General features: G+C 40.8%; 16 protein-coding genes, 2 tRNA genes and 1 other annotated feature. Of the genes, 10 read left to right on the top strand and 8 right to left on the bottom strand.

Going from position 1 to position 13492, the window contains the following annotated elements; genetic code table 11:
• The first annotated feature begins 108 nt into the window (after positions 1 to 108).
• The 8 genes from ACPZ3T_RS06445 (at position 109) to ACPZ3T_RS06410 (ending at position 6247) form a co-directional block, all read left to right on the top strand.
• Entirely contained in the window at positions 109 to 1098 is a 990-nt protein-coding gene (locus ACPZ3T_RS06445) for a hypothetical protein (RefSeq protein WP_490274486.1), read from the top strand.
• A 199-nt stretch (positions 1099 to 1297) separates the two neighbouring features.
• Complete coding sequence (locus tag ACPZ3T_RS06440; RefSeq protein ID WP_490274484.1) at positions 1298 to 2401, top strand: alpha-hydroxy acid oxidase; 1104 nt, start codon at positions 1298 to 1300, stop codon at positions 2399 to 2401.
• Positions 2402 to 2473: 72 nt separating this feature from the next.
• A tRNA-Leu gene (locus tag ACPZ3T_RS06435) sits at positions 2474 to 2557 on the top strand.
• Between the two features lie 32 nt (positions 2558 to 2589).
• Positions 2590 to 2799 (top strand): hypothetical protein, encoded by a 210-nt coding sequence (locus ACPZ3T_RS06430; RefSeq protein WP_490274482.1) that lies wholly within the window; start codon positions 2590 to 2592, stop codon positions 2797 to 2799.
• Positions 2800 to 3263: 464 nt separating this feature from the next.
• Complete coding sequence (locus ACPZ3T_RS06425; RefSeq protein WP_490274480.1) at positions 3264 to 4871, top strand: tetratricopeptide repeat protein; 1608 nt, start codon at positions 3264 to 3266, stop codon at positions 4869 to 4871.
• 75 nt (positions 4872 to 4946) lie between these two features.
• Positions 4947 to 5204, top strand: a complete 258-nt coding sequence (locus ACPZ3T_RS06420; RefSeq protein WP_490274479.1) for a type II toxin-antitoxin system RelN family antitoxin — start codon at positions 4947 to 4949, stop codon at positions 5202 to 5204.
• Positions 5194 to 5556 (top strand): type II toxin-antitoxin system RelE/ParE family toxin, encoded by a 363-nt coding sequence (locus tag ACPZ3T_RS06415; protein ID WP_490274477.1) that lies wholly within the window; start codon positions 5194 to 5196, stop codon positions 5554 to 5556. The genes ACPZ3T_RS06420 and ACPZ3T_RS06415 overlap by 11 nt, the downstream gene beginning before the upstream one ends.
• A gap of 157 nt (positions 5557 to 5713) precedes the next feature.
• On the top strand, positions 5714 to 6247 hold the full coding sequence (locus ACPZ3T_RS06410) for a cytochrome C (RefSeq protein ID WP_490274475.1): 534 nt from the start codon (positions 5714 to 5716) through the stop codon (positions 6245 to 6247).
• Between the two features lie 532 nt (positions 6248 to 6779).
• Here the strand turns inward: ACPZ3T_RS06410 and rplL are convergent.
• From rplL to rplS, 8 genes are all read right to left on the bottom strand, one after another.
• Positions 6780 to 7172 (bottom strand): 50S ribosomal protein L7/L12, encoded by a 393-nt coding sequence (gene rplL, locus ACPZ3T_RS06405; protein WP_490277139.1) that lies wholly within the window; start codon positions 7170 to 7172, stop codon positions 6780 to 6782.
• A gap of 82 nt (positions 7173 to 7254) precedes the next feature.
• Positions 7255 to 7800: a 50S ribosomal protein L10 gene (gene rplJ, locus ACPZ3T_RS06400; protein ID WP_490274473.1), complete on the bottom strand. Its 546-nt coding sequence runs from the start codon at positions 7798 to 7800 to the stop codon at positions 7255 to 7257.
• A gap of 60 nt (positions 7801 to 7860) precedes the next feature.
• Positions 7861 to 8027, bottom strand: a sequence feature (ribosomal protein L10 leader region).
• A 92-nt stretch (positions 8028 to 8119) separates the two neighbouring features.
• The gene (gene rplA, locus ACPZ3T_RS06395; protein ID WP_490274471.1) at positions 8120 to 8836 is read right to left on the bottom strand and encodes a 50S ribosomal protein L1; all 717 of its coding nucleotides are present in this window, start codon (positions 8834 to 8836) and stop codon (positions 8120 to 8122) included.
• Positions 8837 to 8917: 81 nt separating this feature from the next.
• Positions 8918 to 9343 (bottom strand): 50S ribosomal protein L11, encoded by a 426-nt coding sequence (gene rplK, locus ACPZ3T_RS06390; RefSeq protein ID WP_490274469.1) that lies wholly within the window; start codon positions 9341 to 9343, stop codon positions 8918 to 8920.
• Between the two features lie 7 nt (positions 9344 to 9350).
• Positions 9351 to 9983, bottom strand: coding sequence for a transcription termination/antitermination protein NusG (gene nusG, locus ACPZ3T_RS06385; protein ID WP_490274467.1), 633 nt, complete (start codon positions 9981 to 9983; stop codon positions 9351 to 9353).
• Positions 9983 to 10204 (bottom strand): preprotein translocase subunit SecE, encoded by a 222-nt coding sequence (secE, locus tag ACPZ3T_RS06380; RefSeq protein ID WP_490274465.1) that lies wholly within the window; start codon positions 10202 to 10204, stop codon positions 9983 to 9985. The genes nusG and secE overlap by 1 nt, the downstream gene beginning before the upstream one ends.
• 195 nt (positions 10205 to 10399) lie before the next feature.
• A tRNA-Trp gene (locus ACPZ3T_RS06375) sits at positions 10400 to 10472 on the bottom strand.
• 148 nt (positions 10473 to 10620) lie between these two features.
• The gene (gene rplS / locus ACPZ3T_RS06370) at positions 10621 to 10983 is read right to left on the bottom strand and encodes a 50S ribosomal protein L19 (protein WP_490277138.1); all 363 of its coding nucleotides are present in this window, start codon (positions 10981 to 10983) and stop codon (positions 10621 to 10623) included.
• Positions 10984 to 11173: 190 nt separating this feature from the next.
• Between rplS and ACPZ3T_RS06365 the strand changes: the two genes are divergently transcribed.
• Together ACPZ3T_RS06365 and ACPZ3T_RS06360 are read left to right on the top strand one after the other, a co-directional pair.
• Positions 11174 to 12175: a glycosyltransferase family 2 protein gene (locus ACPZ3T_RS06365; RefSeq protein WP_490274463.1), complete on the top strand. Its 1002-nt coding sequence runs from the start codon at positions 11174 to 11176 to the stop codon at positions 12173 to 12175.
• A 280-nt stretch (positions 12176 to 12455) separates the two neighbouring features.
• A complete protein-coding gene (locus ACPZ3T_RS06360; protein ID WP_490274461.1) occupies positions 12456 to 13475 on the top strand; it encodes an ABC transporter ATP-binding protein in 1020 nt (339 codons plus the stop codon).
• Positions 13476 to 13492: the final 17 nt, after the last annotated feature.

Here is a 13492-nt window from a genome sequence, read left to right as displayed (position 1 = left end):
ACCACGATGAAGTATATGACCGTAAATCTTCTGATTCAGGGTGTAGATTAAAGATTATAGGTAGAGTGCCGTTAGATACTGTTTGTAAAATCATCAATATAGTTAAAAATGTTACTAAACCGTGCTAAACACCCTTGGCAATTATTAGTTGTCTCCGTTTTAAGTTTTCTGTTATGTATCACATTACTTGCAGGATGCGGAGAAAAAGATAAAACCACTGTAGGGTGGAATCCTGCTGCTCCTGTGGGAATACATTTGAGCCGCGAAGCTAAAGGATTGTGGAAAATCTCTACCAATATACCTTTACCAGTCAAGGAACTCGGAGTTTTCTCTATTGCTCATCAATTTGATGTCAGAGATGACTACACTTATATAATCATCAGAGACAAAAAAAATGGTACAGAACAAGTCTTCCAGTTAGGTGTGAACAAAGGTAAAGTCAAGCTTCACGCAATTGGAGAACATAAATTGACTCTGCAACCAGGAGAAGACAACAAAATTATCATTGACAATGAAGCTATTTCCGGCACAATTACCATCGAAATTTACCCAGACGGACAAAAACTAGCTAGTGTTATTTTTGACAATGGTACTGAATTTGTTTTTCTCTCTGATAACCGCTTGCATATTGAGTATGCTTCTCTGGCTAACTCTATAAAGCGTGAGAGGCTTCCAGACGCACAATCTCTTTTTCGGAATGATAACTTTATTTCTTTAGCATCCTTAGAAAAGGTTACATTTACAAGAGATTTAGGAATCAGTCAGTTAAAGTTTGACTGGAAACCAGAGATAAAAGCAAACCAAGAACCATTAGTAATTGAACTTCCAAAGCAAGCTAAATCAACTATCACTAATATAGAAGAATTAAAAAATGCAATGACAGCTTTTGCCCCAAATATTCCATTCATCATGGATAATTCTAAGCCAAAGCTTTGGGTCTTTTTAGGAATTGAGGTTATAGGGATTTGTCTGATAATTGTTTTTGGGATGAAGAAAAAAGGATGCTTTGAAGTCTTAATATATTTATTGGCTACTACTTTATTCGTTATTTATACTTTGCTAACATTGTCCTCAGATCCTAGCTTTTTGGGGTTTTAATTGATAACCTTTCAAGAAGCTTTAATTAATTCAGTTTTAAAACGTTATACCAATTTAATGTGAAGTTGCGCCCAATAAATGATGTAGAGACGTTGCATGCAACGTCTCTACAGTACTTCCCGTTAACAAAAATCCCTGGTTATTCTACACATACAAAAAGTAACTTAAGATTGATCTGGTTTACTTAACGATCCTCATTATGACAGCCGCTTCAACACCCATCAACTTATTTGAATATGAACAGTTAGCAAAAACACATCTGTCTAAGATGGCATTTGACTATTACAGCAGTGGCGCATGGGATGAAATCACACTGCGAGATAATCGTGCTAGTTTTGAGCGTTGGAAACTCCGTCCGCGGATGCTAGTAGATGTTAGCCAACTCAGCCTTAAAACCACAATTTTAGGACAAAGCTTAGAATTTCCTTTGTTAATCGCACCAATGGCTTTTCAATGTCTGGCTCATCCAGATGGCGAACTAGCCACAGCAATGGCGGCGGCATCGGCGGGAGTAGGTATGGTGTTAAGTACTATGTCTACTCAAAGCTTAGAAGCAGTCGCAGATATCAGAGAAAAATTTCCCCAGGCTTTACAATGGTTTCAGTTATACATCCACAAAGACCGGGGTTTAACTCGTGCTTTAGTAGAACGAGCTTACGCCGCAGGTTATAAAGCTCTGTGTCTCACCGTTGATGCTCCTGTACTGGGACAACGAGAACGCGACAGACGTAATCAATTTACCTTACCAACAGGCTTACATCTAGCGAATCTTACTAATATTTCTAGTTTAAATATTCCCCATGCACAGGGAGAATCTGGTTTGTTTACTTATTTTGCCCAACAACTAGATGCTGCCTTAACTTGGGACGATTTGGAATGGTTGCAATCTTTATCACCATTACCCGTGGTACTCAAAGGCATTTTACGAGGAGATGATGCTGTGCGCGCTCTGGAGTATGGAGCTAAAGCCATTGTAGTTTCCAATCATGGCGGCAGACAACTAGATGGTGCGATCGCCTCTTTAGATGCCTTACCGGAAATAGTCGCCGCCGTAGATCATCGCATCGAAGTATTATTAGATGGTGGTATCCGTCGCGGTACAGATATTCTCAAAGCTCTAGCTCTAGGTGCAAAAGCTGTATTAGTTGGTAGACCTATTTTGTGGGGACTAGCACTAGCAGGACAAGCCGGTGTATCCCATCTGATCTCATTACTACAAGATGAGTTCAAAGTGGCAATGTCTCTTAGTGGTGTTGCTCAGTTACAAGATATCGACCCTAGCTTAGTGACTTTGCCAAAATAACAGACAAAAATTTTAGATTTACTCCTTGCATTAAATTGAGGAAGTGACTATAATGGGAAAGTTGCCTACCAAGGGCGGGTGGCGAAACTGGTAGACGCACCACACTCAAAATGTGGCGACCTTGCGGTCATAGGAGTTCGATTCTCCTCCTGCCCACTGTCCGTTAACTAAATACCTAGATACAACACATGAGACTCAAAAGATGGGAATCCCCCCGTCGTGAAGGGAGAAACGATAAAGGTAAAGGCGGTTCTGCCAGAAAACGACAACTCAAAAAGCAAAGGCAAATGTTACGCCAAAAGCTCAAAGAAGCTAACAAGCAAGACAATCAAAAAAATCGCAAAAACAGGGAAGAAAAAATCTTCCCTGTTTTTTTATCTGGGTTGAAAAGTGCATAGCATGAATCACTCAAAAGTAAATCACCAGAATGGAGGAAACCACTTGCTTCATGTCACAATTGTTGCTGTTGACTCAGACACAATCGTACTAACTTAGCGTAAATTTCTCTACATTCTGGTGCTTTTTAGCGGTATTTCCGCCATTAGGGTAAAAGTAAAGGGCTTTAGAAGCATATAACAGCTATTGGGAATTTATTGTATCAATCCAGACATTTTGCTGATAATTTTTCAGTTCTTCCCTTGTAGAAAAGGGGTTGGAGGTTAGGTTTGAGAGCAAGTTGCACAGAGAATTAAGTTAGGAAAATAAATGTTAAGACAAGTATAGATTTTGGCAAGATGTGGTGATATTAGATCCTCCCTAAATCGCTGGCAGCTAAAAACATCTAAAGTATATGCAATATCAGGTTTACTTTAAGTGGATATATCATTAAAATAATTTCAGCAAAAAACTCGCAGAACTTTTCATGGACTGGATTACACTACTGCGATCGCTACAGTCTGATTTTATTAAAAGGTTATCATCTGGTTGTTTACTCCATTGTGAAAACGAAGGTCAATATAGTGAATTAACAATTATTTCCGGTGAGAGATTAAAAGCCTTACGCAATTTCTGCTGGCAAATGGCAGAAAAATATAAACGAGTTTCTCCAGTAAGGGATGTTTTTATTAGCTACCTCAAGGGAAAATTAGGTGAGGAAGTTGTTAAAGAGCGTTTAGGTGATTTGATCACCGAAGTAGATTATGAAAAGCGATTTGGTGGAGATGGTAAAATAGATTTTACCCTCACATCTGACCCATCCATTGGAGTTGAAGTCAAATCTCGACACGGTAGGATTGATAGAGTCATGTGGTCAATCAGTTCTGAAGAAGTTGAAAAAAATGCCGTAGTAGTTTGTATTTTAATTCAAGAAGCCGTGCATGAGGCACAATCAGAATATCACTTGTTACTAGCTGGTTTTTTACCAACACGAATGATTAAATTAAAAACTGGCAGTATATCCTTTGGCATAGATCAATTACTGTATGCTGGTGGCTTATATTATTATTTAGACAAATTAAACTCTGTCAACAATCACCATATTTTAAATAAACAAATTCTGCCTGATCAACATGAGGATAAATCAGAATTTATATCTCAATTAAGGAGAAAAAAAATCAATATTAGTGATGCAATTGTACCGAGGGATATTGATTATAAGAAATTGGGTGATGAATGTTTTAACAAAGGGGAATATACAACATCTATTGGCCACTATAGTCAAGCTTTAAAGCTGAATTATTCCAATGCAGAATTATACTATCAACGTGGATTAGCTTATGAGCAAATAGGAGAATATGAAAAAGCGATCGCAGATTATTCTCAAGTCATAAAGCTAAATACAAATGATGCCAAAGCTTACTATAAACGGGGTTTGGCACTATCACAAATGGGAGATTATGAAGCAGCAATTAGTGACTATACTCAATCAATTATCATCAATCCTCATGTTGCTATCACCTATAAAAATCGAGCCGAAGCCCGTTCTTTTGTAGGAGATAATCAAGGGGCGATTGAAGACTATACCCAAGCAATTAAAATTAATCCCCAGTATGCAGATGTCTCTAAAAATCCTGATATTGCTCGTTATATTGTCAAAAATCAGCCAGGATTTAACCAGACAATTCCGATTAATTCCCAAGATGCCAATGCTTATAAAAATCGTGGCAACGTGCGGGCAGATATTGGAGATTATCAAGGAGCGATCGCAGATTATACTCAAGCAATAAAGATTAATCCCCATCTAGCCGACGTGTATTATAATCGGGGCAATGTGCGTTGTGATTTAGGCGATGAAGAAGGCGCGATCGCAGATTACACCCAAGCAATTCAAATTAATCATAATTATGCTGATGCCTATTACAATCGCGGTAATATCTATACTGGCATGAAAAATCTACAAGCAGCAATTACAGACTTTCAAAAAGCTGCAACTATTTATCATCAAGAAGGAAATTTAGCAGCCCTCAAAGATGCAAAAGATAGAATTTTAGAATTAGAAATCATGGCATCAATAGATGTTTTAAATTTTTAATGACGATTGACTCAAATTCAATACCCCATGCCCATTTTCAGCGTGTTACGATCTCCTACAAGATGAGGTAAAAAGATGAAAGCAATTGAAGTAACTGGCAAGATTGACGCTCAAGGAAATCTAATTTTAGATGAGCCAATTCATGAAACAACTTACACACAGCAAGTAAGGGTGATTGTCTTAATTCCTGAACAGGTAGATATAGAAGAATTTGACCCAGATGATACACCAGTTGAAGAAATTAAAGCTAGCTTGAGGAGAGCCTTACAACAAGCCAAAATGGGTCAAACTAGGCCAATTAGTGAGCTATGGGACAGAATTGATGCAGAGTGATAACATAGTTTCAATTCGTTTCGCCGATGAATTTGAAGCAGAACTTTACAGACTCTCAAAGAGATTTCGCAATATTCGCTCTGATGTTCAACCCATTATTGAGCAGTTACAACAAGGGGGCTTTGTAGGCGATAGAATTAGTGGACTTGGGGAAGAGTATTTTGTTTACAAGGTGAGAGTTCGCAACAGTAATATCCAAAAAGGGAAAAGTGCAGGATACCGCCTGATTTATCAAATTGAATCACCTACAAGTATTTTGCTGCTCACAATTTATTCTAAATCTGACCGACAAGATATTGATGCTAATGAAATTCGAGATATTATGGCTGATTTTTATAGAGATTTGGGTTAAACCTGGGACATCAGCCTAATTTCTATGATCACTTCCCTTAAACCCAAATTTTCGGTAAAAAATTAAAATACTTACCCATAAACGCAACATCGCTGACGCAGCTTAAGTCTTATTATGAGCAATAAGGGATAAATCTAAGTATCTGGGAATGTGAGGAATGTCAAATCAGGTAAAACGTAAGTTCCGTAAACCCAAACTCAAACGCCGTCCGCTAGGATTAATTTTTACCATTCTGCTTTGGAGTCTGGTAATGGGTTGGCTATTAGCCTTAGCCACTAACGTCCAAAGTGCCACCCCTGTATCAGAAATCGGTACAGTTGATGTAGTTCCCGCCAGATATCAACTAGGACAAGAACTATATCTGGAAAATTGCTCTAGTTGTCACATTGCTCTGCCGCCTGCGGTTTTACCCACCCAAACTTGGAAAAACCTGCTAGAAGACTCACAGCACTATGGCGCAACCCTCCAACCACTATTAGATCCCAGTCGCACTCTAGTGTGGAGATATCTTGCCACTTTCTCACGCTCCCAGTTAAAAGATGAAGCAACACCTTACCGGGTAAATAATTCTCGTTATTTTAAAGCGTTACATCCCCAAGTCGATTTACCGCGCCCTGTGCAAATCACTACTTGTATCAGTTGTCATCCCAGTGCTAAGGAGTATAATTTTCGTCGCCTGAGTTTAGATTAACCTGAGTTCGGGATCAGCTCAAACTGTTATTCTGTCCTTGCCTAAAACTCCTATTATTTCCTATATCTAGCAGCGAAATCGTCTTAACCCAAACTGAAGTTCCTTATACTGCACGCCTGATGTGAATTAGGAAAATTGCCTATCCAATCAATAGCCTATAGGTGGGGTGTATCAAACTTGGTAGGGGCGGGTTAACAAACATCATTCACGATTAACTTTTGATATCGGTGAACCCGCCCGTACAAATATCTAGGTATTCGCAAGATTTTAATTGACATTAGACGTACTGCCAAAAAAAAGGAGTCTAAAAAGACTCCTTTTTTGATTACAAGAAAATTTCAGTAATGAATCACAAAAGCAAAAGCTTTACAGGTATAGGAAGAGTAGAAAGCAATTTAACAGTTACTAGTTATCAGTTACCAGTTATCAATTAAATGCAAAGGTGAAACACCACACTAATTGGTGGTAAGCATGAGTAGTGGGTTGAAATCCCCCACTATACGCCCGATAACTGTTTACTGTTGACTGTTCACTACTTAACTGTAACCTTACCGCCAGCTTCCTCAATCCGTTTCTTAGCATCTTCAGCAGCTTCCTTCGCAATAGCTTCCTTAATGGCTTTAGGAGCAGCTTCTACCAAGTCTTTAGCTTCTTTCAGACCCAAGCCAGTGATTTCACGGACAACTTTCAATACAGCAATCTTCTTATCAGCTGGTACAGATTCTAGAACTACGTCAAACTCGGTTTTCTCTTCTACTGGTTCAGCAGCAGCAGCACCACCAGGCGCAGCCATCATCATCATGCCACCAGCAGGTGCAGCAGCACTTACACCAAAAGCTTCTTCAATTTGCTTAACTAATTCAGCAGCTTCCAATAAAGTCAAGGATTTCAATTGTTCTAAAATTTGTTCGGTTGCAGCAGACATTGATATTACTCCTGTAATTTTGATGTGTTTTTTAGTAAATTCGTCACTAGCAATTGGTAATTGGTTTTCTATCACCTTTTACCTATTCACCGGCACTTGCACCACTATTTTCTTTGTCAGCAACAGCTTGCAAAGCACGCGCCAGTCCACCAGGAACTTCGTTGATACCCACAGCAATTTTTGTGGCCAAAGCGTTGATAGCTCCAGCAATTTGACCCATGAGTTGTTCTTTAGATGGCAAGTCTCCTAAAGCCTTGACATCAGTTGCTTGCAGCAGGCGACCTTCCATTACGCCACCACGAAGTTCTGTCTTCTTAGAGGCTTTCTGGAAGTCTTGGTAAGCTTTAATTGCTGAAGAAAAATCTTCTTGAACTAATAAAAAAGCAGAAGATCCTTTCAACAACTCCGACAGGGGCTGCCATTTTTCATCGTCTTGAATGGCAATACCCATGAAAGTATTTTTAGTTACTTTACAGATAGTGCCAGTGGGACGTAACCGCCGCCGTAAGTCGGTAATTTCAGCAACTGTCAGCCCTTGGTAGTCAATTACCAGTGCTAAACTTGACTGACTCAAACTTTCTTTGAGATCAGCTACTATCTCTTTTTTGTTTTCTAGTGTTCTACCCATGTCGGTTTCACCTCCTCAAAATAATTGTCGATTTCTCCCTTAATGATTTTGATCTGACTAGGGCATAACAACAAACCCCAGCTATCTAAGCCGGGGTTGAGGATAAATACTCTGGCTGCCGCATTGAAGACACAATTATCAGTGTCACTTTTGGCAATAGAGCTTTCACCTCGGCAGGATATTAAGCGAGTAGCACCTGCTGTCTCCGGCTTTGCTTATTCAATTTTGGGCATAGGGCATATAGGGGATGGGGCATCGGTGTAAAGGTTAGTAGAGACTAACTTTTTCTTAGTACCCAGTCCCTAATCACTAATCACCCTTAAGCAGCTTCGGTCAGTTTTAAATCTCTGAGAGCAGTAATATCGACTCTAATTGATGGCCCCATTGTGGCAGATACATAAATTGAACGCCAGTAGCGGCCTTTTGCTCCTGAAGGGCGGTTACGATCAATTGTTTCTTGTAATGCCTTCAAGTTGACTAACAAATCTTCAGGCGAGAAGGATGCCTTACCAAACATAACATGAACGATGCCTGTACGGTCAGCCCGGAACTCTAATTTACCAGCTTTAAATTCTGCGATCGCACTTGCTACGTCAAATGTTACTGTACCACCTTTTGGTGATGGCATCAAACCACGGGGTCCTAATAGTTTACCAAGTTTTGCTACCTGTGGCATAACATCCGGTGTAGCAATTAACTTGTCAAAATCCATTCTGCCTTTTTGGATTTCGTCAATTAGTTCTTCTGAACCAACTACGTCAGCACCCGCACCAGAGGCTTCTGTTACTTTTTCCCCACGGGCAATGACTGCTACTCGTACCACCTGCCCTGTACCTTTGGGTAGTGCCACTGTGGTACGTAATTGTTGGTCTGTATATTTTGGATCAATACCTAAACGAATATGGGCTTCTGCTGCTTCTGGAAATTTAGCTGTTGCAGTTTCTTTGAGCAGTGACAAAGCCTCTAAAGGTGAGTAATCTTTATCTTCTACCTGAGCTTGCAGTGCCTGCAAACGTCGGGATATTTTTTTTGTCATTTTGATCTCCTGGGGTAACTACGAAGCTTTGCCTCTCCCCCACTAATTTTTGCTGATGACTTGTAATTATGGGTGGTGAACTTACTCTGTGATAGTTACACCCATGTTTCTAGCTGTTCCGGCCACGATATTCATTGCCGCTTCTATGTCATTGGCATTGAGGTCAGGCAATTTAGTTTGGGCGATTTCCCGCAATTGCGCTGTGGTAATTGAGCCAACTTTCTTTTTATTCGGTTCGTTAGAACCTCTTTCAATTTTCGCCGCCTTGCGAATCAATACAGATGCTGGTGGCGTTTTGAGTATAAATGTAAAACTCCGGTCTTCATAAACTGAAATTTCTACCGGAATTACCATCCCAGCTTGGTCTGCTGTTTTGGCATTGTACTCTTTGCAGAACATCATGATGTTCACACCATGTTGACCCAGGGCCGGGCCAACTGGGGGTGCTGGGTTGGCTTTTCCAGCATTCAGGGCCAGTTTAATGACCGCTACTACTTTCTTCGCCATTTGTTATTTAGCTCTGTTTTTCTACCTGATTAAATTCCAGTTCTACTGGTGTATCTCGCCCGAAAATCGATAGCAAGGCTTTTAGTTTACTCCGTTCTGGACTCACTTCAATTACCTCGCCTTCAAAGTCCTTAAATGGGCCAGAAAGTACGACAATTTTATCCCCGGTGGCCATGTCAATTTTGACAACTGGCTCTTGTTCGGTGGTTTGCTTGAATATGCGCTCTACTTCTGAGTGGCTCAAGGGTACTGGCTTAACGTGACCACGGCTTTTACCTGTGCCACGTTTTTGTTCTGCTCCCACAAAGTTAATTACGTGAGATGTATTGCGTACCACCTGCCAAGTGTCATCATCCATCATCATCCGTACTAACACATAGCCGGGGAATACTTTTTCCTCTGTATGCTGACGGCTGCCATCTTTACGAATTTTTACTGATGGCGTGTGTGGAATTTCGACTTGGACAATTTTGTCAGCCACATCAAAAGTTTGGATGCGCTGTTCCAAGTTTGTTTTCACCCGTTTTTCGCAGCCTGAGGCTACTTGCACTGCATACCAGCGCGCTTCTTTTGACGCTGTTTCTGCTGTTTCCTCTGACTGCAACGCCGAGTCCATTGGTTCGTCTGTTGCAGAAGTCATCAGAATACCTGTTTTGCTGCCCAACCAAACAATCCATCAACCAAATATATTAAAGAGGCGGAGAGTGTCACCATCAGCAACACCGCAGCTGATTCGCTGACTAGTTGCTTGCGACTAGGCCAAACTACTTTTTCTAGTTCTTCTCTTGTTCCTTGGAAGAAATTCAGGAAGTTGAACCCGCCTGAAGTTTCCGGCATTTCTGCTTCATTTTTTTTGGCCATGGTCGTTTATCCCCCCATCTTTTTCAATACAGCTATACTCTGCTAATTTTCATCCAGGTTGACAGCTTTATTCCATCAAAATATTAACTGGAAGCCAAAAAGCTGTAAGTATAAAACAACTACACCCGAAATCAATAGCACTTCTGATATCTTAACAGGTGTGCTACTGCTTCGGGGTGTGTTTTTACTTTCGAGCGCGCCCTGGAGGACTTGAACCCCCGACATCAGGTTTTGGAGACCTGCGTTCTACCAACTGAACTAAGAGCGCACAAGCTGGGCTGGGTTTGTTTGCTACGCTGAACTTTTATCAGTTTAACGCACAATCACCATGATAGCACATTTTTTTTGAAGAAACAAACTAGCGGCAGATGCCGCCTGAAGAAAATTTCTGGCATACCCAAGAGCCAAAATACTTTTTATAAAGCGCGGTCAAAGCGTTGCTTAATCCGAGTGGCTTTACCAACCCGGCCACGGAGATAGTAGAGTTTGGCACGTCTAACTTTACCGCGACGGATGACTTTGATGCTATCAATCCGAGGAGAATGGACGAGGAATACTCGCTCTACGCCTACACCTTGGAAGACTTTACGGACTGTGATAGTTTCATTAATACCGCCGTTACGCATAGCAATCACAACACCTTCGTAGGGTTGTACGCGGTATTTTTCCCCTTCTTTAATTTTTACGCCAACTTTGACTGTATCGCCGACATAAATTTGGGGAATGTTTGATTTTAGGTGTTCCGCTTCAATGGAACTAATAATTTCTTGAGTGTTCATGGCTCGTCTAATTAAAAAACTCACGATCATCCATCATAAATCGAGAATCATCTTTCAGTCCACTAGTTGAGGTGGGGTAGTGACAATAATTTCAATTCAGAGAAATTCCTGATGTTTAGGTTATATCCCCAATACGATCTATGAGGGATGGGGGTTATAGTGTAAAAACTCTTACTCCAGGTGTGAGATTATGAAATTCAGTATTGTTATCTCTACCTACAACCGCCTACATTGGCTACGTCGTGCTATTGAATCTGCACTGAAACAGACTATTCCTTGTGAGGTAGTCGTTGTAGATGACTGTTCATCTGACGAAACAGAAGCATATGTGAGAAGTTTAGGTAAGTCTGTAGTTTATCACCGCAATCAGGTGAATCTAGGTCATGCAGCAACTGTCAATGCGGGGGTAGAGAAAGCTAGTGGTGATTGGATTAAGTTTTTAGATGATGATGACTATCTAGATGTTAATTGTATTGAACAGATGGCCAAGGCGATCGCTCTTTGTCCTGAAGCGGTGATTTGCTCTTGTGTGGCAGCGCAAGTTGATACTAATGAACAGGAACTGAGTCGCACGCCTAACTTTGGGCCAGGTTTAGCTTTTTATATTCCCCAAGCGGATATTCATTACGGTATGCTTTTGGAGTTAGTTCCCTTTGGTACACCGGCTCAGGTTGCTTGTCGCCGTGATGCTTTTTTGCAGACAGGGGGATGGGATTCTCAATTAAATACCAATTGCGATGATATAGATTCTTGGATTCGGATTGCTCAGTTTGGTGATGGAGTTTTTCTCAATCAATGTTTGGCTTACCGCACAATTTGGACTGGTGCGTACAATCAAAAGTTTTCTTTTATTCAACGGTTACATACCAACATTTTGATGAAAGAAAAAATCCACTCTCTTGTGCATAAGAAACATCATCATTACTTGCCAAATATGGCAACTATCAAAAGCTACCTCAAGCTACATTGGAGTTTAGTGGCTTTGAAACAGAAGGATTTACAAAGTTTTTTGGCGATGTTTGATCAAACTTTCTTTTCTTTTGCTAGCTGGAAATTCTTATTAACTGTATTTTATGCACGCCGAGCCAAAATGATTAACTCTCATGTGCAGAAGTGTGTATTAATTAACAGCAGTAAATCAGATGAAATAGTACAAGCAGCAGAAGATTTGCAAAAGATTTATAATAATTAAAACTGAAAGATGCGAGGATTCTTAGTGATTGCTCGTGGAGTAATTTAACTGTCCTTAATGAAACTGTAAAACTTCAGCAGCAGTCAACTTAAAATCAGGAAATACCAACGAAGCGATCGCACTATCCCCTGTATACACTTTTTCTTCATCGCAATATCTCCCAACAAAGCGATTAGGGGTGAAATTGTCAATGTGTAGCGATGTGATCGCCTGACCTCACGCTGCTCCACTACAATGTATATAGATATTGTTGCGAATTGTATATTAGGGTTTAGCTGTGATGGCTGCTGCCGTTTTAATTCAAAATCTGCAAAAGCGTTATGGTACTGTTGAAGCCGTTAAGGATGTTTCCTTCCAAGTAGAACCAGGGGAAATCTTTGGTTTACTCGGCCCCAACGGTGCAGGTAAAACAACTACTCTGCGCGCACTGTGTACCCTCACTACTCCAGATGCAGGCAAAATTGAGGTATCTGGTATTTCTGTGTTGGATAACCCCAGAGTAGCAAGACAACGGCTAGGCTATGTAGCGCAAGAAGTTGCTTTAGATAAAATGCTCACTGGTAGAGAATTGCTGCAATTGCAAGCGGCACTTTATCACCTTCCTAGCGCAGTAGCCAAACAGCGAATTGAGACAGTTTTAGATTTACTCGGTTTGCAAGAATATGCCAATAAGAAAACTGGGACTTACTCTGGTGGTTTACGTAAGCGTCTAGATTTAGCGGCTGGTTTGCTTCATGCACCAGATGTTTTGGTCTTAGATGAGCCAACTGTAGGACTTGACATAGAAAGCCGTTTTGTGGTATGGGAATTTTTACGGAAACTGCGGCAATCAGGAACAACGGTAGTAATTACCAGCCATTATTTAGAAGAAATTGACGCATTAGCCGATCGCGTCGCTATCATTGACCGGGGTGTAGTGATTGCTGTAGGTACACCTTCCGAGTTAAAAGATAGAGTAGGAGGCGATCGCATCACCTTACGCATCCGTGAGTTTTCCCCCACAGAAGAAGCAACACAAGCCAAGGAACTCCTACAAGGATTATCTTTCGTTAAAGAAGTAATCATCAATAGCGCACAAGGTAACTCACTAAATTTAGTAGTCACCCCCCAAAATGATGCGCTGATTACCGTCCAGCAAGCACTTAATACCGCAGGCTTACCCATATTTGGCATTGCCCAATCTCGTCCCAGCCTAGATGATGTCTACCTGGCTGCCACTGGCCGCACCCTCATGGATGCCGAACTAGCAGCAGCTGGAACTCGTGATCCTAAAGCTGAGAAGAAACAAAATATGCGGTAGGGACTGGGGACTGGGAA

The sequence above is a fragment of the Aliinostoc maniaoense genome, from assembly GCF_058172895.1.
The sequence above is the reverse complement of the archived record's forward strand: the minus strand, read 5'-3'. Positions and strand labels throughout refer to the sequence as shown.